We start from the raw sequence: 17909 nt of genomic DNA, 5'->3' as shown, positions 1-17909 counted from the left end.
CGGCGCGGTGGCTCGTCCGCGCAGGGCTCGTCCGCGGGCCGCGGCGCGGGCGACGGGCGGGAGCAGGGCGCCGGTCGTGGCCAGGGCACCGGTCGGGCGACCGGCGCGGGCCGCGGCGCAGCCGCCGGTCGGGGTCGCTCTGCCGCGGGTCGCGGCACGTCGGCACCCCGCGCCGGTCAGGCGGCGGCCCGGCCGCGCCGTCCCGTGCGCGGGAAGCCCAGCGAGCCCCAGCGCGACGTCCACGTCGAGGACGGCGTGCGCCTGCAGAAGGTGCTCGCGTCGGCCGGGCTCGGGTCGCGCCGCGCGTGCGAGGACCTCATCGCGCAGGGCCGCGTCGAGGTGGACGGCGTGCGGGTCACCGAGCTGGGCGTGCGGGTCGACCCGGCGCGCGCCGTCGTGCACGTGGACGGGATGCGCCTGCAGCTCGACTCCTCGCGCGTGACGCTCGCCCTCAACAAGCCGCGCGGCGTCGTGTCGACGATGCACGACCCGGACGGTCGCCCGTCCATCGCCGAGCTCGTCGCCGACCGGCCCGAGCGCCTGTTCCACGTGGGCCGCCTCGACGCGGACAGCGAGGGCCTGCTGCTGCTCACGAACGACGGCGAGCTCGCGAACCACCTCGCGCACCCCTCGCACGAGGTCGCCAAGACCTACCTCGTCACGGTGCGCGGCAAGGTCGCGGGCAACGTCGCGAACAAGTTCCTGCACGGGATCGAGCTCGAGGACGGGGTCGTGCAGGCGGACGCGTACCGCGTCGTCGACCAGGTCGCGGACCAGACGATGATCGAGGTCGTGCTCCACTCGGGCCGCAACCGGGTCGTGCGGCGCATGTTCGAGGAGGTCGGCTACCCCGTGACGCGCCTCGTGCGCACGCGCATCGGGCCGATCGCGCTCGGCAACCTGCGCCCCGGCACGACGCGTGTCCTCGGGCGCACCGAGCTCGGCACGCTCATGGCGGGCGTCGGGCTCTAGGCCCGGCCCGCGCGTCCCGCACCACCACCCCGACGGACCGCCGCGAGGCGGGCCGTCCCGCACGAAGGAGCACCATCCATGCCGGTCCGGGCGATCCGGGGCGCGACCCAGCTCGACGCCGACGAGCGCGAGCACCTGTTCGCGCGCACGCGCGAGCTCGTCCAGGAGGTGCTCGACGCGAACGCCGTCGACACCGGCGCGCTCATCTCGATCCTCTTCACGTGCACCCCCGACCTGGTGGCCGACTTCCCGGCCGCCGCGGCGCGCGAGATGGGCCTCGGCGACGTGCCGCTCATGTGCGCGACGGAGATCGCGGTGCCCGGCGCGCTGCCGCGCGTGGTGCGCCTCATGGCGCACGCGGAGCTCGACGTCGACCGCGCGGCGGTCCAGCACGTCTACCTGCACGGGGCGACGGCGCTGCGCAAGGACCTCGCCCAGTGAGCGCGGGGACGTCGGGCGCGGGGGAGGGTCGCGCCGACGGCGCGCTGACGGTCGCGATCGACGGGCCGTCGGGTTCGGGCAAGTCGAGCGTGTCGAAGGGCGTCGCGCGCCGCCTCGGCCTCGCCTACCTCGACACGGGCGCGATGTACCGCGCCGCCACCTGGTGGTGCCTCCACCGCGGAGAGGACCTCGCCGACCAGGACGCCGTCGCGCACGCCGTGCGCGTCATGCCGCTCGTCATGGGCCTCGACCCGTCCGGTCCGACCGTCCACGTGGACGGGACCGATGTCGGCGAGGCGATCCGCTCGACCGAGATCTCGACGGCCGTGAGCGCCGTCGCGACCAACCTCGCGGTGCGCGCGGAGCTGCGGCGTCTCCAGCGCGCGGTCATCGAGGCCGAGCGCACGCCCGCGGGTTTCGCCGGCGGCCGCGGCGTCGTGGCGGAGGGCCGGGACATCACGACGGTCGTCGCCCCCGACGCCGACGTGCGCGTGCTCCTCACCGCGAGCGAGGAGGCCCGCCTCGCGCGCCGCTCGCTCGACGTGCACGGGACGGCCGACGCGGCCGCCGTCGAGGCGACGAAGGACCAGGTGCTGCGGCGCGACCGCGACGACGCGACGGTCTCGCAGTTCCAGGTCGCGGCCGACGGCGTCGTGACCGTCGACTCGTCGGACCTCGACCTGGAGCAGACGATCGACGCGGTGCTCTCCGTGGTCGAGCAGGTCACCGGGCGGGTGGTCGGCCCGCGCCAGGGCTCGTGAGCCGCGGCACGGGAGACGGCGTCCCGTCGCCCGCCGGGCCGGCGTGGTCGCGCTGGGTGGGCCGCTTCCTCGCGCGCGTCGTGTGGGCGACCGAGGTCGTCGGCGCGGAGCACGTTCCGGCCGACGGCCCCGTCGTGCTCGCCGCGAACCACACCGGCGTCGTCGACGGGCCGCTCGTCCTCGGAGTCGCGCCGCGCCCGCTGCACGTCCTCGTCAAGGAGGAGATGTTCACCGGGCCGGTCGGCTGGGTGCTGCGCGCGGCCGGGCAGATCCCCGTGGACCGCACCGGCGGGCGCCCCGCGCTCGCGGCCGGGCTCGGCGTGCTGCGGCGCGGTGGCGCGGTCGGCGTCTTCCCCGAGGGCGCCCGCGGGCGCGGCGACGCCACCTCCGCGCGTGCCGGGGCCGCGTGGCTCGCGCTCAACGGCCACGCCCGCGTGGTGCCGGTCGCCGTCCTCGGAACGCGCCGCGCGGGCGAGGGCGTCAACCGGATCCCCGGGCTGCGCCGTCGGCTCGTCGTCCGCTTCGGGGAGCCGCTCACCGTCGAGCGCGCGCCCGGGGTGAGCGGCAAGCAGGCGCTCGAGGACGCGAACGAGCGCATCCGCACCGCGCTCGCCGAGCTGGTCGCCGACACCGTCGCGCTGACCGGCGTGGCGCTGCCGCTGGACGACCCGCGCGGGGACCGGCCGACGCCGTGAGGGCGGACCGCCCGGTGGCGCACGTCGTGGGCGACCGCCCGGGCACGGGTCTGCTCGTCGGGCTCGCGTCCGCCCTCGCGTTCGGCGCGAGCGGCCCGTTCGTCAAGCCGCTCCTCGAGGCGGGCTGGACGCCCGGCGCCGCCGTCCTCGCGCGCGCCCTGTGCTCGGCGCTCGTCCTCGCCCCGGTCGCGGCCGTCGCCCTGCGGGGCAGCCACCGCCTCCTGCGCGAGGAGTGGCGGCTCGTCCTCGGGTTCGGCCTCGTCGCCGTCGCGGCGACCCAGCTGTGCTACTTCGCGGCCGTCGCGCGCATGCCCGTCGGCATCGCGCTGCTCGTCGAGTACCTCGCGCCCGTGCTGCTCGTCGGCCTCGCCTGGGCCCGCACGCGCCACGTGCCGCCCCGGCTCACGCTCGCGGGCTGCGCCGTCGCGGTCCTCGGGCTCGTGCTCGTCGTCGACCCGGGCGGCGCCCGCCCCGACCTCCTCGGCGTCCTCCTCGCGCTCGGTGCTGCAGTAGGGCTGGGCGCCTACTTCGTGCTGTCCGCGCGCCCGACGCGCCTGCCGCCCGTCGCGCTCGCCGCGAGCGGGCTCGGCGTCGGGGCGCTCGCGCTCGGCGCGGCGGCGCTCGCGGGCGTGCTGCCCTTCGCCGCCCCGCTCGTCGACGTCACGCTCCTCGGCTCGCCCGCGCCCTGGTACGTCCCGCTCGCGGTCGTCGTGCTCGTCGCGACGGCCTTCGCGTACGTGTCCGGCGTCGCCGCGACCGTGCGCATGGGCGAGCGCCTCGCGTCGTTCGTCGGGCTGTCCGAGGTGCTGTTCGCCGTCGCCATCGCGTGGCTCCTGCTCGGCGAGGTGCCGAGCCTCGTGCAGGCCGCGGGCGGCGTGCTCGTCGTCGCCGGGGTCGTGCTCGTGCGCCTCGCGGGCACGCCCGCCGCGCGGTAGGTTCGCGCTCAGGCGCCGACGCCCCGTCGCAGGGCCGGGCAGGCGCCGCCCGCGGGGGAGGGAGCACGCATGGCCGAGCCGCCCGGCAAGCCCACGACCGTCGACGAGTACCTCGCGACGCTCGCCCCGGACGCGCGCGAGGTCGTCGCGCACCTGCGCGCCGTGGTGCACGACACGGTGCCCGGCCTGGGCGAGCGCATCAGCTACGGCATCCCGACCTTCACGCGCGACGGCCGGTACGTCGTCTACCTCGCGGGCTGGGCCCACCACGTCTCGCTCTACCCCGTGCCCGAGGTCGACGACGCGCTCGCGCGCCGCATCGCGCGCTACCAGGACGGCAAGGGCACGCTGCGGTTCCCGCTGGCGGAGCCCGTGCCCGACGACGTCGTGCGGGCCGTCGTCGCACGGCTCGCCGCCCGCCGGGACGGTGCCGCGGGCTGACGACGGGCGCGCCGGACGGGCACCCGCACGACGCGCCCGCGGCTCGGTTCGGAGCCTGGCCCGCGGCCTGGGAGAATGGACCCCATGACCACACCCGACCCCGCCCAGCCCGGCACGCCCGGACGGACCGACGCCGTCGGTCAGGCCGAGGAGCCCCTGGCGCCCGCGGACGCCGCGGACGACGAGGCGCGCGAGCGCGCGCTGCGCGCCGGACTCGACGACTACGAGCTCGAGGACGCCGACCTCGCGCTGCTCGACGCCGACGAGGACGCGCTCGACGGCGCGGCGCCCGAGGCGCCCCTGCCCGTGCTCGCCGTGGTCGGGCGCCCGAACGTCGGCAAGTCGACGCTCGTCAACCGCATCCTCGGCCGTCGCGAGGCCGTCGTCGAGGACAAGCCGGGCGTCACGCGCGACCGCGTGAGCTACCCGGCCGACTGGTCCGGGCGCCGCTTCACGCTCGTCGACACCGGCGGCTGGGAGGTCGACGTCGCGGGCATCGAGTCCAAGGTCGCCGAGCAGGCCGAGGTCGCGATCTCCCTCGCCGACGCGGTGCTCTTCGTCGTCGACGCGACCGTCGGCGCGACCGCGACGGACGAGCGCGTCGTGCGCCTCCTGCGCGAGTCGGGCAAGCCCGTCGTGCTGTGTGCCAACAAGGTCGACGGGCAGTCGGGCGAGGCGGACGCCGCGTACCTGTGGAGCCTCGGCCTCGGCGAGCCGCACCCCGTGTCCGCGCTGCACGGCCGCGGGACGGGCGACCTGCTCGACGCCGCGATGGCGGCGCTGCCCACGGAGTCCGAGCACGGCGAGGTGCGGCCGACCGGGCCGCGTCGCGTCGCGCTCGTCGGGCGCCCGAACGTCGGCAAGTCCTCCCTGCTGAACAAGCTCGCGGGCGCCGACCGCGTCGTCGTCGACGAGATCGCGGGCACGACGCGCGACCCCGTCGACGAGCTCGTGACGATCAAGGACGTGCCCTACGTCCTCGTCGACACCGCCGGCATCCGTCGCCGCGTGCACCAGACGAAGGGCGCCGACTTCTACGCGTCCCTGCGCACGCAGGCCGCGATCGAGAAGGCGGAGCTCGCCGTCGTGCTCGTGGACGCGTCCGTGCCGCTCACCGAGCAGGACACGCGCGTCATCTCCCAGGTCGTGGACGCGGGCCGCGCGCTCGTCATCGCGTACAACAAGTGGGACCTCATGGACGACGACCGTCGCCCGTACCTCGAGCGCGAGATCGAGAAGGACCTCGTCCAGGTGCAGTGGGCGCCGCGCGTCAACGTGTCGGCCCGCACCGGCTGGCACACCGACCGCCTCGCCCCGGCGATGGAGCGCGCGCTCGACTCCTGGGACACGCGCATCCCGACGGGCCGCCTCAACGCGTTCCTCGGCGAGCTCGTCGCCGCCCACCCGCACCCGCTGCGCGGCGGCAAGCAGCCCCGCATCCTCTTCGCGACGCAGGCCTCGACGCGCCCGCCGCGGTTCGTGGTGTTCGCGACCGGGTTCCTCGAGGCGGGCTACCGCCGGTTCATCGAGCGACGTCTGCGCGAGACGTTCGGGTTCGAGGGCTCGCCCATCGAGATCAGCGTCCGCGTGCGGGAGAAGCGCAAGCGGTGAGCACGGGCACGGGGCGCGCCTCCGCCGGGACCTCCCGGCGGAGCCGCGCCCTGCGCCTCGGCGCGGCCCGGGACACCGCGGCCGTGCGGCACGTCGTGACGTTCCTCGTGGTCGCCGTCGCGACGGTGCTCGTGACGCGGTTCTTCCTCGCGGCGTCCGGGTACCCGCAGGTCGGCGGGGGAGACCTGCACGTCGCGCACGTGCTGTGGGGCGGGCTCGGCATGGCGCTCGCCCTCGTGCTGCTGCTGTCGTTCGTGGGCCCGGCGCCGCGCTCGCTCGGCGCGTTCGTGGGCGGGATCGGGTTCGGGCTGTTCGTCGACGAGATCGGCAAGTTCGTCACCGCGGACAACGACTACTTCTACGAGCCGACGGCGGCGCTCATCTACGCGACGGTCGTCGTGCTCGTCCTCGTCGTCGAGGCGCTGCACGGGTGGCGGCGCCACCACCCGGCCGAGTACCTCGCCGTCGCGACCGACCGCGCCGTCGCGGGCGTCGCCGGCGGGTTCACCGACGACGCGCGCGAGGAGGCCCGCGCGCTCGTCGCGCTGGGCCGCGACGAGCCGACGGCCGACGAGGTCGCGGCGCTCGTCGAGGCCGTGCCGCGCGACGACGTCGACGTGCCCGACCCGGTGCGCGCCCTCGTGCGGCGCTCGTCGGCCTGGTTCGCGCAGACGCTCCAGCGCCGCTGGGCCGCCGTCGTCGTGGTCGTGCTCGTGCTCGGGACGGCGCTGGGCTCGCTGCTCGCGGGGCTGCGCGTGCTGGTCGGCGACGTCGACGTGCCCACCTGGGTCGGGGCCGGCATCGCTGCGGGCGTCGCCGCGACGGTCGCGTGCGTCGTCGTGGGCGTGGTGGTGTCCCGCCGCGGGCGGCCCGAGGACCGCCGGGCCGGCGCCGTGTGGGTCCGGCGCGGCGTGCTCGTCTCGCTCCTGCTCACCCAGCTCCTCGTGTTCCGCGCTCTGCAGTGGGTCGGCGTCGCGGGTCTCGTGGTGGACCTGCTCGTGCTCGCGGCGCTCGGTGCCGCGCTCGGTGGCGACGACGAGCGCCGTCGGACACCGCGCCGCTGACGCGTCGTCGCCGCGATGGGCGACCTCTCCTGACCGACGACGGCGGCCGCCCCCGGGAGGGGACGGCCGCCGTCGGCGCTGGTGGTGGGCCGCTCAGCCGAGCGGGCCGTACAGCGCGGGGGAGGTGCGGGCCTGCGTGGCCTGCTCGAGCGCGTACGCGAGGCCGAGCAGCGGGCCCTCGTCGAAGTCGCGGCCGAGCAGCTCGAGGTTGACGCCGCCGCCGGTGACGGTGCCGTCCGTCGCGACCGCCTGGCCGACCGGGACCGTCACGGCGGGCAGCCCGGTGTTCGGGCTGAGCCGCAGGTTGGTGCCGATCGTCCCGTACGGGTTGGCGCTCGGGTAGACCAGCGCGTCGAGGTCGGCGTCGTCGAGCATCGCGGTGACGAGCACCTTGCCCTCGGCGAGCACCTTGGTGTGCGACCCCTCGGGGCCCGCCCACGCCTGGTACGTCTCCTCGGTCACCGCGTCGCGCGAGACGTACGTGCTGCGGCGGGACGGCACGTAGCGGCCCGAGTCCACGATCCCCTGGAGCGTGCGGGCCTCCACCTGCGGCGCGAGGTGGGTCGCGACGTACGCGTCGAGGTCGTGCTTGAACTCGTTCGTCGAGCCCGACCCCTCGGAGAGGACGCTCGCGAAGCCGTTGGGCAGGACCGGCGACCACGTGGTGGGCGGCGTGACCTCGACGACGGTCGCGCCGAGCGACTCGAGCGTCGCGCGGGTCTGCGCCCACAGGCGGAGCGTCGCCGCGTTGCTGCCGAGCATCGACGGCACGTAACCGATGCGGGCGCCGTCGAGCGCCCCCTCGTCCAGGTACTGCGTGTACGACGCCGGGACCTCGCCCTCCTGGCGCGACGTCACCGGGTCGGCGGCGTCGACCCCGGCGACGGCGTCGAGCGCGACGGCCGCGTCGAGGACGGTGCGCGCCATCGGCCCGCCCGTGTCCTGGCTCAGCGCGAGCGGGATGATGCCGTCGCGGCTCGCGAGGCCGACCGTCGGGCGCACGCCGACGAGCTGGTTGTACGACGACGGGACGCGGATCGACCCGCCCGTGTCCGTGCCGAGGCCGAGCCCGGCGAGGTTCGCCGCGACGGCCGCCCCCGTGCCGCCGCTGGACCCGCCGGCGGTGCGGCTCGTGACGTACGGGCTCGCGACGAGCGTGCTCGTCCCGGCGTCCTGGAAGGACGAGAACTCCGACGCGAACCCGAACGCGAACTCGTCCAGGCTGGCCTTCGCGAGGATCACCGCGCCGTCGGCGCGCAGGCCCTCGACCATCGTCGCGTCGGTCGTCGTCCGGTTGTCGTCCCAGCAGCCGCAGCCGCCCGTGGTGGGCATGTCCTTCGTGTCGTAGTTGTCCTTCACCGCGACGGGCACGCCGAGCAGCAGGCTCGTCATGCCGTCCGTCGCGCGGACCGCGTCGGCGCGCGCGGCGGCCTCCAGCGCGACGTCGCTCGTGCTGATGATCGAGTGCAGCGGCCGCCCGCCCGCGCCCGTGTCGACGAGCGTCGTGTCGTACGCCGCGATCCGGTCGAGATACTCCTGGGTGATCGCGACCGACGTCGTGGTGCCCGCGTTCATCGCGGCCTGCATGTCGAGCACGGACGCCTCGACGAGCTCGAACGGGCCGTCGTCGTACACGATGCGCTGCGAGACGGCGGCGAGGTCGGTCACGGTGATCGTGCCGTCCCCGTCCGTGTCGGCGGGCGCGACGTCGTCCCACACCGCGTCGGCCGACGTCGCGCCGAGGGCCGCGGCGACGACCGCGAGGTCGTCCGTCGTGACCTGGCGGTCGCCCGTGAGGTCGAGCGCGGTCCAGTAGGGGGCGAGGAGCGGCGCGGGCTCGGCGCTGGGCGCACCGGTCGCGGCGGGCGCCGTCGTGACGCCGAGGACGAGGCCGCCGATCGTCAGGGCGGCGAGCCCGCCGGTGGCGGCGCGCCGGTGGGTCGTGGTCACGGACGGCTCCTTCGAGGGGACGGGCGCGCGGTGCGCGGGCGAGAGGTCGGGGCGGGGCAGCGGGCCGGTCATCGCGTGGCCGCCCGGCGCCGCGCGAGCAGGATGCCCGTGCCGACGGCGACCGCGAGGAGCGCGGTGCCGACGAACCACGCGACGCTCGCCCCGGTCGACGCGAGCGCACCGCCCGAGGCCGACCCGGACGGGGACGACGACGAGTCGGACGCGCCGTCGTCCCCGGGGGGTGTGGTGCCGCCGTCGTCGACGGGCGGCGTGGTGGTCCCGTCCGTCGGCTCCGCCGTGGGCGGGACGTCGGCCGCGGTGACGGTCGTCGTGGCGCTCGCGGCGTCGGTGAGCGTCGCCGTCCCGGCGTCGGCGCCCACGAGCGTGGTGGTCGGGACGGCGAAGGCCGCCGCGCCGTCGGACACGGCGGTGAACGTCAGGGTCGCGAGGGTGACGTCGCCCTCGAGGCCGGGCGAGGTGCCGAGCCGCGTGTGCGTGACGACGACCGTCCCGGCCGCGTCGTCGGTCGCGTCGGCGAACCCGCCGTCCGGGGTCACGACGGAGTCGTCCACGAGCTCGACGAGGTCGGGGTCGTAGGCGACGGCGAGGTCGTAGGCGTAGAGGTCGACGGCACCGGACGCGGCGACCGTGACGGTGATCTCCGCGCCGACCTCGACCGACGCGGGCGCCGAGAGGGAGACCTGGGCGACGGACGGTGCGGCGTGCGCGGGGGCGGCGAGGGCCGCCGCGGCGCACGCGAGACCGCCGACGAGGGCGGCGCGGACGCGGAGCCGTCTGCGGGGGACGGGACGGGTCATGGGCGAGCGGTCCTTCCTCCGGGCGCGCGGAGCTACGGCGCGACCGGCGGTCGTGTGGTGGGGCCCCCTGCCGTCAGCGATGCTCACAAGTCGCTGTTTCCCGGGCGTTTCGCGACGGTTAGCACGAGCAACGAACAGGGTCTCGGTCCGGTCACGATCCCGACGACGCGGGTCAGCCGAGGACCGGCGGCTCGCCCTCGCGCACCTCGGGGTCCGGCAGGCGGCGCATGCGCAGCGCGGCGACGACGCCGAGAAGCCCCGCGACGAGCGGCACGAGGAGCGCGACCTGCAGCGCCCGAGCCCGCACGTCGTCGTTGATGGCCACGACCTCGGCCCGCACCGCGGGCGGCTCGTCGGCGAGGAGCTCGACGAGCTGGGCGTCGCTCATGATCTCGGCGTCGTCCTCGAGCACCCGGGCGACCTGCTCCTTGTCGTCCGGGGGCAGCACGTCGCTCGCCTCCGCCCGCGCCGTGAACCCCGCCGCGAGCGACGCCAGCATGACCGCGCCCGCGACGGCGAGGCCGAGCGAGAGGCCGAACGACCCCGCGGCCGAGCTCACGCCCGCGGCCTCGCTCGCGCGCTCCTCCGGCACAGGGGAGAGCGTGTACGCGTTGAGCTGGGAGACCAGGAGCCCCAGCCCGGCGCCCGCCACGACGAGCGGCAGCGCGAGCCACCAGCCCGACGACGCCCTCGGCACCACCGCGACGAGCGCCACCACGCCCACGACGAGCAGGAGGAAGCCCGCGAGCACGCGGGAGGCCGGCCGCCGTCGGCCCGGGCGCTTGCCCGCGACGAGCGCGGCGGCGAACATCGTCAGCGACAGCGGGGCGAGCGAGAGGCCCGCGAGCAGCGCGTCGTACCCGAGCGCCATCTGCAGGAAGATCGGCAGCGCGATCATCGCGCCGCCCAGCGCGACCTGCTGCAGGAGCTGCTGCGACACCCCGATCCGGAACGCGGGCGAGCGGAACAGCCCGGGGTCGACGAGCGTCGTCCGCCCGGCCCGCGCCCGCCGCACGAGCCACCACGCGAGGCCCACCAGGCCCAGCGCACCGACGAGGACGAGCGCCCCGACCGCCTCGCCGCCCTCCTGCCACACGAGCACGCCCAGCACGACCCCGCCCATGCCGACGACGGACAGGACCGTCCCGACGTCGTCCACCGCGCGGTCGCCCGTGTACGGGACGTCGCGCACGAGGCGCACGCCCACGAGGACGACGACGATCACCACCGCCTCGAGCCCGAACGCCACGCGCCACGACAGCGTCGTCGTGATGACGCCGCCGAGCAGCGGCCCGACCGCCGCCGCGATCGACGCCGCCGCGCCCACGAGCGCGTACGCCGCCTTGCGCGCGGTGCCCTCGAAGTTGCCGTGCACGAGCGACTGCATCGCCGGCAGCAGCAGCGCGGCCCCGAGCCCGCCGATGACCGACCAGAAGACCACGACCGCCACGAGGCTCTGCGCGAGCGTCATCGCCACCGCGCCCGCCCCGTACGCGAGCAGCCCGACGACGTACGCGCGCCGCCGGCCCACGAGGTCGCCGACCTTGCTGCCCACGAGGATGAACGACGCCGACACGAGCGCCTCGAGCGCGATCGCGGTCTGGACGCCGCTCACGGTCGTGCCCAGGTCGCGCACGACGGCGGAGATCGACACGTTCATGAACGACGTGTCGACCACGAGCACGAACATCGCGGCGGCCAGGAGCAGCGCGAGGCGCCGGTCGGCCGCCGTCGGCCGACCCGCGGTGCGACCCGTGCTCTGCTCCACGTCGACCCCCGTCCGGCGTCCATGCTCGCCGCCCGGGTCGTCCCGGCGCCTCACCCGTCGCGGGTGCTCCGCCGCCCACGCCGCCGAGGTCGGCGCGGTGCGCTGGGAGGATCGCGGTATGGCCGCTCAGGGGTGGACGTCGCGCCACGTCACCGTCGAGGGCCGCGAGGTCTTCGTGCGCTCCGGCCCCGAGGTCGCGGGCGCCGTGCCGATCGTGCACGTGCACGGCTTCGCCATCTCCGGCACGTACCTCCTCCCGACGGCCGAGCGTCTCGCCCACCGCGCGACCGCCGTCGTGCCGGACCTGCCCGGGTACGGGCGCAGCGAGGAGTGGGGCCACCCGCTCGGCATCCCCGCCCTCGCGTGGGCGCTCCTGTCGACGCTCGACGCCCTCGGGCTCGACCGGGTCGTCCTGCTGGGCAACTCCATGGGCGGGCCCGTCAGCCTCGAGGTCGCGCACGCCGCCCCCGACCGGGTCGCCGGCGTCGTGCTCGCCTCGCCCGCCGGGGGCGTGCACAACCAGCCGTTCGGGCGCGCCCTCACCCAGCTCGCGCGCGACGCCGTGCGCGAGAGCCCGCGCATGGCGCGCGTCGCCGTGCCCGACTACGTGCGGTTCGGGCCGGTCAACGCGCTCCAGCTCTTCGCCGAGCTCGCCCGGTTCCCCTCGCTCGAACGCGTGCTGCGCGTCCCCGTGCCGACGCTCGCCGTCCTCGGTACGCGCGACCCGCTCATGCCGCCGCCGTGGCGGGTGCGGGAGGTCGGGGCGCTCGCGCCCCCGCACGTGACCGTCGCGGCGATCGAAGGCGCTCCGCACGCCATGAACTTCAGCCACCCCGGCGAGCTCGCGCACGTTGTCGGCTGCTGGCTCGACGGGCGCGACATCACCGACGACCCCGACGAGCCCGGCGTCGCGCGGGTGCTCCAGGTCGCGCGGGGCGCCGGGCCGGTCGTGTGAGCCGTCGTGTGCGCCGCGGGCCGGGTCGTGGGTCGAGACGTGACGGCGCACGGCTCGGTACGGTGCTCGCAGGGCGTTCCGCGTCCTGGCACGGACGGGAGCGCGCGAGAGCGAGGAGCGAGCGGTGACGACGACGGCGGCTGCGGTCGAGCTGAGCATCGAGGACCTGCGGGCGGTCACGGGGTACGCGGCCCGGTGCGCGGAGCCGGCGCTGGAGCTCGTCGAGGCGGTCCGGCCCGACGACGCCCGCCCCCGCGAGGCGGTCGAGGCGGCCCGCGCGTTCGCCGACGGCGGCGCGCGCGGCAAGGCGCTGCGCGACACCGCCTGGGCGGCCCTGCGCGCGGCGAAGGAGGCGGGCGACCCCGCCGCCGCCGAGGCCGCCCGGGCCGCGATGGCGGCGGCCGGCGCCGCGTACCTGCACCCGATCGCCGACGCCCACCAGGTCAAGCACGTCCTCGGCTCCGCCGCCCACGCGGCGCACGCCGCCGCGCTCGCCGCGGGCGGGGACGGGTCCGACGAGAGCGTCGAGAGCAGGTGGCTCGACACCGCGCGGGCGCTCGCGACGCCCGAGGTCGTCGCCGTGCTGCGTCGCTACCCGCCCGCGCCGGGCGGCGGCGGTCGCGTCGGCGAGCTGGTCCGACGGCTCGACGCGGCGCTGCGGGACGGCACGGGGCCGTCGGAGGGCCTCGGGACGGACGAGCTGACGTAGTCGGCACCCGCCGGGACCTCCAGGCGTCGTCAGCTGCGCCGGATCCGCTGGGCGAACAGGTCGAGGACGGCGAGGATCCCCTCGTGCTGCCAGACCCGGTTGCGACGGAGGCCGCTGCGCTCGCGGAGGACACCCGCATCGGCGAGCTGGCTCAGCGCTCGCTGGGCGGTGACGTCACTGAACCCGAGGTGGTCGCGGAGGAACGCCGCGTTGATCACCGGATGGGCCACGAGGTGCGGCACGACGCTCCAGGCGGAGGCCTGGGGCCGCAGCCCGGAAAGCTGTTCCCGCGCTGTGGCGACCTGTCGTGCGAGGTCGTCGACGAGCCGCGCTCCGGCCGTCGCGGCGAACCGGCTCGCGCGGGAGAGCTGCTCGACGATCGGCCAGGCGTCACCGGCGCGGAACGCGGTGAGCGCGTCGAAGTAGGCCTCGGTGTCGATGAGGAGGCCCGCGGAGACCGGGGCGATGGTGTTCCGTGTGAGGCCCTTCGAGCGCAGCATGGCGTGCACGAGGGCCCGGCCGGTGCGACCGTTGCCGTCCGTGAACGGGTGGATCGTCTCGAGCTGCGCGTGCGCGACGGCGGTCTGGACGAGGACGGGAAGGTCCTCCCGGCGGACGAAGGCCATCAGGTCCGCCATCGCTCCAGGGACGAGCTCGGGCTGGGGCCCGACGTGGGTCGCGCCTCTCGGGCTGATGCTCGACGAGCCGACCCAGACCAGAGTGCCTCGGTAGCGCCCCGCGTGCTCCTCCCATCCGGGCTGCCCGGCGAGGAGCTCGCGGTGCATCGTGAGGATCGAGGCCTCGTCGAGCCGGTCGGCGAGGTCGATGGCGGCTTGCATGGCCCGGACGTTCGCGACGACGGTGCGTGCGTTGGTGCTCGTCGTCTGGTCGATCTCGGCGAGCGCGAGCTGCTTGGCGCCGACCGTGAGGTTCTCGATCTGCGACGAGGAAGCGGACTCGGTGCGCAGCAGGATCGAGGACATCGGACCCAGGGTGGGGTTGTCCGGCCCGAGCGTCGCGCTGGCGTACGAGTCGAAGCGTGCGAGAGCGGCGGCTGCTTCCTCGGCATCGGCGGACTGCTGCGGCGTCAGGATGGGGGAGTAGTCCGCGATGGCGGTCGGGATGGTGGACTCGTAGGGCCCCGAGCCAGCCGCCGCCTGCGCGCGCGTCGAGAGGCCGTCGTTCTCTGCTGTCCAGTAGTGGCTCACGTGAGCCACCGCTGGGACGGCGAGCGCCTGAACTGCTTCCATGACGCCACCTTACTTACAGTTTCGGCGAAACTGTAAGTAACGGGCGGCGTCAACTATCACTTGAGGGTTCCACGCTCGGTGTGTCGAACCGCACGGCCCCGGAGAGCGGTTGCGGTCGATGTCGTGCGCACGATAGATGCATCATGTATCTATGCCACGCACCACCAGCGCTTCTGCCACGGAGCAGGCGTACCGGCACGTGAAGACCCTCGTCCTCGACGGGAGCCTGCCCGGCGGGTCCATGACGAGCGAGGGCGAGATCGCCGAACAGCTCGGCGTGAGCCGCACGCCGGTCCGGGAGGCGTTCCTGCGCCTGGAGGCCGAGGGACTGCTCCGGCTCTACCCGAAGCGCGGCGCGCTCGTCGTGCCGGTCGCGCCCGGCGAGGCCGACGACGTCCTCGACGCGCGCCTGCTCGTCGAGACGCACGCCGCCCAGTCCGTCGTCCGCCTGCCCGACACCGAGCTCGCCAGCCTCGTCGCGCTCCTGCGCGACCTCGTCACCGCCCAGGAGGCCGCCGTCGCCGACGGGGACGTCGCCGAGTACGCGACCCTCGACGCGCGGTTCCACCAGGAGATCGTCGCGGCCGGGGGCAACGCGCTGCTCACCACGTTCTTCGTGAGCCTGCGCGAGCGCCAGCAGCGGATGGTCGCGCACAGCGTCCGGTGGGACCCGGGCCGTGCGACGACGTTCGTCGCCGGGCACCGCGCGCTCGTCGACGCGCTCGAGGTGCGCGACACCCGCACCTACAAGCGCCGCGTCCAGCGCCACCTCGAGGACGCGAGGGCCGGCCTGTGAGCGCGGCTGCCTCGGACCCCACGAGCGAGGCCTCCGCGCCGGGGGCGAGCGCCGCCGTCGGACCGCGGGCGTGGCTCGCCGTCGCGGCGGTGATGTTCGCCGTCGCGTGGGGCGGCAACGAGTTCACGCCCCTGCTCGTCATGTACCGCGAGGTCGGGCACTTCTCCGCGGTGACCGTCGACGCGCTGCTCGCCGCGTATGTGCTCGGGATCGTCCCCGCGCTCCTGCTCGGCGGACCGCTCTCCGACCGGTACGGGCGCCGCCCGCTGCTCCTGCCCGCCGCGCCGATCGCGCTGGCGGGGTCGCTCGTGCTCGCGGCGGGGGAGTCGTCCGCCGCGCTGCTCGCGACGGGCCGCGTCCTGTGCGGCGTCGCGCTGGGCCTCGTCATGGCCGTCGGCACCACCTGGGTCAAGGAGCTCAGCGATGCGGCCGCCCGCGCGTCCGGCGTGCCCGACGGCGGCTCCGGCGCCCGCCGCGCGGGCCTCGCCCTCACGCTGGGCTTCCTCGTCGGCGCCGGCGTCGCCGCGGTGCTCGCCCAGTGGGCGCCCTGGCCCACGCACACCGCCTACCTGCTGCACGCGGCGCTCGCCGTCGCGACCGGCGTCTGGCTGCTCGGCGTCCCGGAGACGCGCGTCGTGCCCGACGGCGGGACCCGGGGCCGGCTGCGCGACGACCTGCGCGTGCCGGCGGTCGCGCACCGGCGGTTCCTGCGCGTCGTCGTGCCCGTGGCGCCCTGGGTGTTCGGGTGCGCCGGCAGCGCCTACGCCGTGCTGCCCGGCCTCGTGTCCGCCAGCGCGGGCAGCGCGCCCATCGCGTTCTCCGGGCTCATGACCGTGCTCGGCCTCGGCTGCGGGGTCGGCATCCAGGTGCTCGGCCGCCTCATCGACACCCGGCACAGCGCGCGGGCGTCCGTCGTGGCGATGTCCATCGTCGTCGTCGGCATGGGCTTCGGCGCCTACGCCTCGGCGCGGCTCGACCTCCCGACGGCGCTCGTCGCCGCCATGGTCCTCGGGGCCGGCTACGGGCTCGCGCTCGTCGCCGGGCTCAGCGAGGTCCAGCGCATCGCGACGCCCGACGACCTCGCCGGCCTGACGGCCGTCTACTACTCGCTCACCTACATCGGGTTCTGCGTGCCCGTGGCGCTCGCGGCGCTGTCCGTGCGGTGGACGTACGCGCAGATGTTCCTCGGCGGCCTGGTCATCGCCGCGGTCTGCCTGGTGATCGTCGCGACCGCGTGGCGCGCGCACCTGCCGACGGGGGAGCAGGACGCCGCGGCGACCTCCGGCGAGACCGACCGCACAGCCCCGACCGGGGCAAACGGTGCGCTGGAGGCGTCACGGATGGGGTAGAGTATCCGAGGCTTCACGGGGTCCGATCCGGTCGGATCTGGCTCGGTGATCCAGCCACGGGCTGTGGCGCAGCTTGGTAGCGCACTTGACTGGGGGTCAAGGGGTCGCAGGTTCAAATCCTGTCAGCCCGACACACGAAGAGGGACCGGCACCTGCCGGTCCCTCTTCTCGTCGTGCCGTGACCGGACCCGATGGCCGCTTGCTAGGGTGGCCGCGACATGCACCTCATGGCCGCACTCCGTTCGCTGCTCGCCGGGCGCCGGCGAGGGCTTTCGGGTGCCCTGCTGATCGCTGCGCTGCTTCTCGGCATCGTGACGATGCACGCGATGAGCGGGTCGTCGACGGCTCACGTCGGGCCTGCGGCGGTCATCGCCGAGACGATCCATCCTGCGGCCGCTCCGGCGGCCGACGACGGCCCCGGGCACCACGAGCAGGGTGGCTGCCTCGACTGCGGCGGGCACGAGATGGCGTCGGCCATGTGCCTCATGGTGCTGGTCGTGCTGCTCGCCCTCGTGCGCCCCGGGCGCGGCCTCCTCGCACGCCTCACCCCCGTCTGGTCCCGCCTCGTCGAACCGGGGCGCGCTCAGCCCTTCGTCGGCCTCGCGCCGTCGCTGCACCTTCTCGGCATCTCTCGGACGTAGGAGCCGCACGCCGTCGACGCGCCCTGCGTCGACCGATACGCCCCGCACCGGGGCGCGTGTGGTTCCTGAGTACCGAGACGAGAGGTCTTTCCCATGAAGTTCAAGAGTGTGCTGGTGCCGGCGATCGCGCTGGTGACCGTCGCGAGCCTGGCGGCGTGCTCGACCGACGACGAGCCCGGGAGCGGGGCGGCGCCGTCGTCCGCCACGACCGGGGCCGAGGAGCAGGACGGCACGGCGGAGGGCGGCACGTTCAACGACCAGGACGTGATGTTCGCCCAGATGATGATCCCGCACCACGAGCAGGCGATCGAGATGTCCGACGTCATCCTGGCCAAGGAGGGCGTCGACCCTGAGGTCACGGACCTGGCGAACCAGATCAAGGACGCCCAGGGTCCGGAGATCGAGCAGCTGACCACGTGGCTCGAGGAGTGGGGCTCCCCGATGGAGGAGTCCGGCGCCATGGACCACGAGGCGATGGGCCACGGGTCCATGGACGGGATGATGAGCGAGGAGGACATGCAGGCCCTGGACGCCGCACAGGGCGCGGAGGCGGGGCAGCTGTTCCTCGAGCAGATGATCGTCCACCACGAGGGTGCCGTCGAGATGGCGCAGACCCAGGTCGACGAGGGCGAGAACGCGGACGCGGTCGCGATGGCGCAGGAGATCGTCGAGACCCAGCAGGCCGAGATCTCCACCATGGAAGACCTGCTCGCCTCGAGCTGATCCCGCCCCGCGGGGCGTGCGCGCTGTCGC

The 17909-nt window shown here is 75.5% G+C and carries 18 protein-coding genes and 1 tRNA gene; 15 read left to right on the top strand and 4 right to left on the bottom strand.

What is annotated here, in order from left to right; genetic code table 11:
- The 8 genes from MT994_RS13645 to MT994_RS13610 all read left to right on the top strand — a co-directional run.
- Positions 1–972 (top strand): pseudouridine synthase (locus MT994_RS13645; protein ID WP_354806691.1); only part of this gene is annotated, 972 nt, incomplete at its 5' end.
- A 78-nt stretch (positions 973–1050) separates the two neighbouring features.
- Positions 1051–1413 carry a chorismate mutase gene (gene aroH / locus MT994_RS13640; protein WP_043660429.1) on the top strand — a complete coding sequence of 121 codons (363 nt, stop codon included), beginning with the start codon at positions 1051–1053 and terminating at the stop codon, positions 1411–1413.
- Positions 1410–2174 (top strand): (d)CMP kinase, encoded by a 765-nt coding sequence (gene cmk, locus MT994_RS13635; protein ID WP_308821294.1) that lies wholly within the window; start codon positions 1410–1412, stop codon positions 2172–2174. Before aroH ends, cmk begins: the two co-directional genes overlap by 4 nt.
- Positions 2171–2869, top strand: a complete 699-nt coding sequence (locus MT994_RS13630; RefSeq protein WP_076404804.1) for a lysophospholipid acyltransferase family protein — start codon at positions 2171–2173, stop codon at positions 2867–2869. Before cmk ends, MT994_RS13630 begins: the two co-directional genes overlap by 4 nt.
- Before the next feature lie 14 nt (positions 2870–2883).
- Positions 2884–3804, top strand: a complete 921-nt coding sequence (locus MT994_RS13625) for a DMT family transporter (protein WP_082774640.1) — start codon at positions 2884–2886, stop codon at positions 3802–3804.
- A 69-nt stretch (positions 3805–3873) separates the two neighbouring features.
- The gene (locus MT994_RS13620; RefSeq protein ID WP_043656988.1) at positions 3874–4245 is read left to right on the top strand and encodes a DUF1801 domain-containing protein; all 372 of its coding nucleotides are present in this window, start codon (positions 3874–3876) and stop codon (positions 4243–4245) included.
- Positions 4246–4329: 84 nt separating this feature from the next.
- Positions 4330–5856 (top strand): ribosome biogenesis GTPase Der, encoded by a 1527-nt coding sequence (der, locus tag MT994_RS13615; protein WP_206154150.1) that lies wholly within the window; start codon positions 4330–4332, stop codon positions 5854–5856.
- Positions 5853–6920 carry a hypothetical protein gene (locus MT994_RS13610; protein ID WP_354806689.1) on the top strand — a complete coding sequence of 356 codons (1068 nt, stop codon included), beginning with the start codon at positions 5853–5855 and terminating at the stop codon, positions 6918–6920. The genes der and MT994_RS13610 overlap by 4 nt, the downstream gene beginning before the upstream one ends.
- 93 nt (positions 6921–7013) lie before the next feature.
- On the opposite strand, the gene MT994_RS13605 is transcribed toward MT994_RS13610, so the two are convergent.
- The 3 genes from MT994_RS13605 to MT994_RS13595 form a co-directional block, all read right to left on the bottom strand.
- Positions 7014–8870 carry an amidase family protein gene (locus tag MT994_RS13605; protein ID WP_241005766.1) on the bottom strand — a complete coding sequence of 619 codons (1857 nt, stop codon included), beginning with the start codon at positions 8868–8870 and terminating at the stop codon, positions 7014–7016.
- Positions 8871–8938: 68 nt separating this feature from the next.
- On the bottom strand, positions 8939–9688 hold the full coding sequence (locus MT994_RS13600; protein ID WP_354806688.1) for a cohesin domain-containing protein: 750 nt from the start codon (positions 9686–9688) through the stop codon (positions 8939–8941).
- A 172-nt stretch (positions 9689–9860) separates the two neighbouring features.
- Entirely contained in the window at positions 9861–11378 is a 1518-nt protein-coding gene (locus tag MT994_RS13595) for an MFS transporter (RefSeq protein ID WP_354806705.1), read from the bottom strand.
- Positions 11379–11574: 196 nt separating this feature from the next.
- On the opposite strand from MT994_RS13595, the gene MT994_RS13590 reads away from it, so the two are divergent.
- Together MT994_RS13590 and MT994_RS13585 are read left to right on the top strand one after the other, a co-directional pair.
- A complete protein-coding gene (locus tag MT994_RS13590; RefSeq protein ID WP_021483134.1) occupies positions 11575–12411 on the top strand; it encodes an alpha/beta fold hydrolase in 837 nt (278 codons plus the stop codon).
- Positions 12412–12535: 124 nt separating this feature from the next.
- A complete protein-coding gene (locus MT994_RS13585; RefSeq protein WP_354806686.1) occupies positions 12536–13120 on the top strand; it encodes a putative immunity protein in 585 nt (194 codons plus the stop codon).
- A 29-nt stretch (positions 13121–13149) separates the two neighbouring features.
- On the opposite strand, the gene MT994_RS13580 is transcribed toward MT994_RS13585, so the two are convergent.
- Positions 13150–14370 (bottom strand): Fic family protein, encoded by a 1221-nt coding sequence (locus MT994_RS13580; protein WP_354806684.1) that lies wholly within the window; start codon positions 14368–14370, stop codon positions 13150–13152.
- Positions 14371–14521: 151 nt separating this feature from the next.
- Here MT994_RS13580 and MT994_RS13575 point away from each other — a divergent pair, with 151 nt between their 5' ends.
- From MT994_RS13575 to MT994_RS13555, 5 genes are all read left to right on the top strand, one after another.
- Entirely contained in the window at positions 14522–15166 is a 645-nt protein-coding gene (locus tag MT994_RS13575) for a GntR family transcriptional regulator (protein WP_043658987.1), read from the top strand.
- Positions 15163–16515, top strand: coding sequence for an MFS transporter (locus MT994_RS13570; protein WP_354806682.1), 1353 nt, complete (start codon positions 15163–15165; stop codon positions 16513–16515). Before MT994_RS13575 ends, MT994_RS13570 begins: the two co-directional genes overlap by 4 nt.
- Before the next feature lie 57 nt (positions 16516–16572).
- A tRNA-Pro gene (locus MT994_RS13565) sits at positions 16573–16646 on the top strand.
- Between the two features lie 96 nt (positions 16647–16742).
- On the top strand, positions 16743–17156 hold the full coding sequence (locus MT994_RS13560; RefSeq protein ID WP_354806681.1) for a hypothetical protein: 414 nt from the start codon (positions 16743–16745) through the stop codon (positions 17154–17156).
- Positions 17157–17249: 93 nt separating this feature from the next.
- The gene (locus tag MT994_RS13555; protein ID WP_168945592.1) at positions 17250–17879 is read left to right on the top strand and encodes a DUF305 domain-containing protein; all 630 of its coding nucleotides are present in this window, start codon (positions 17250–17252) and stop codon (positions 17877–17879) included.
- Positions 17880–17909 lie beyond the last annotated feature (30 nt).

Source organism: Cellulosimicrobium sp. MI9406 (assembly GCF_040595865.1).
Classification (GTDB): domain Bacteria; phylum Actinomycetota; class Actinomycetes; order Actinomycetales; family Cellulomonadaceae; genus Cellulosimicrobium; species Cellulosimicrobium funkei.
Note: the sequence above shows the minus strand (reverse complement) of the source record. Positions and strands in the feature narration are given on the sequence as shown.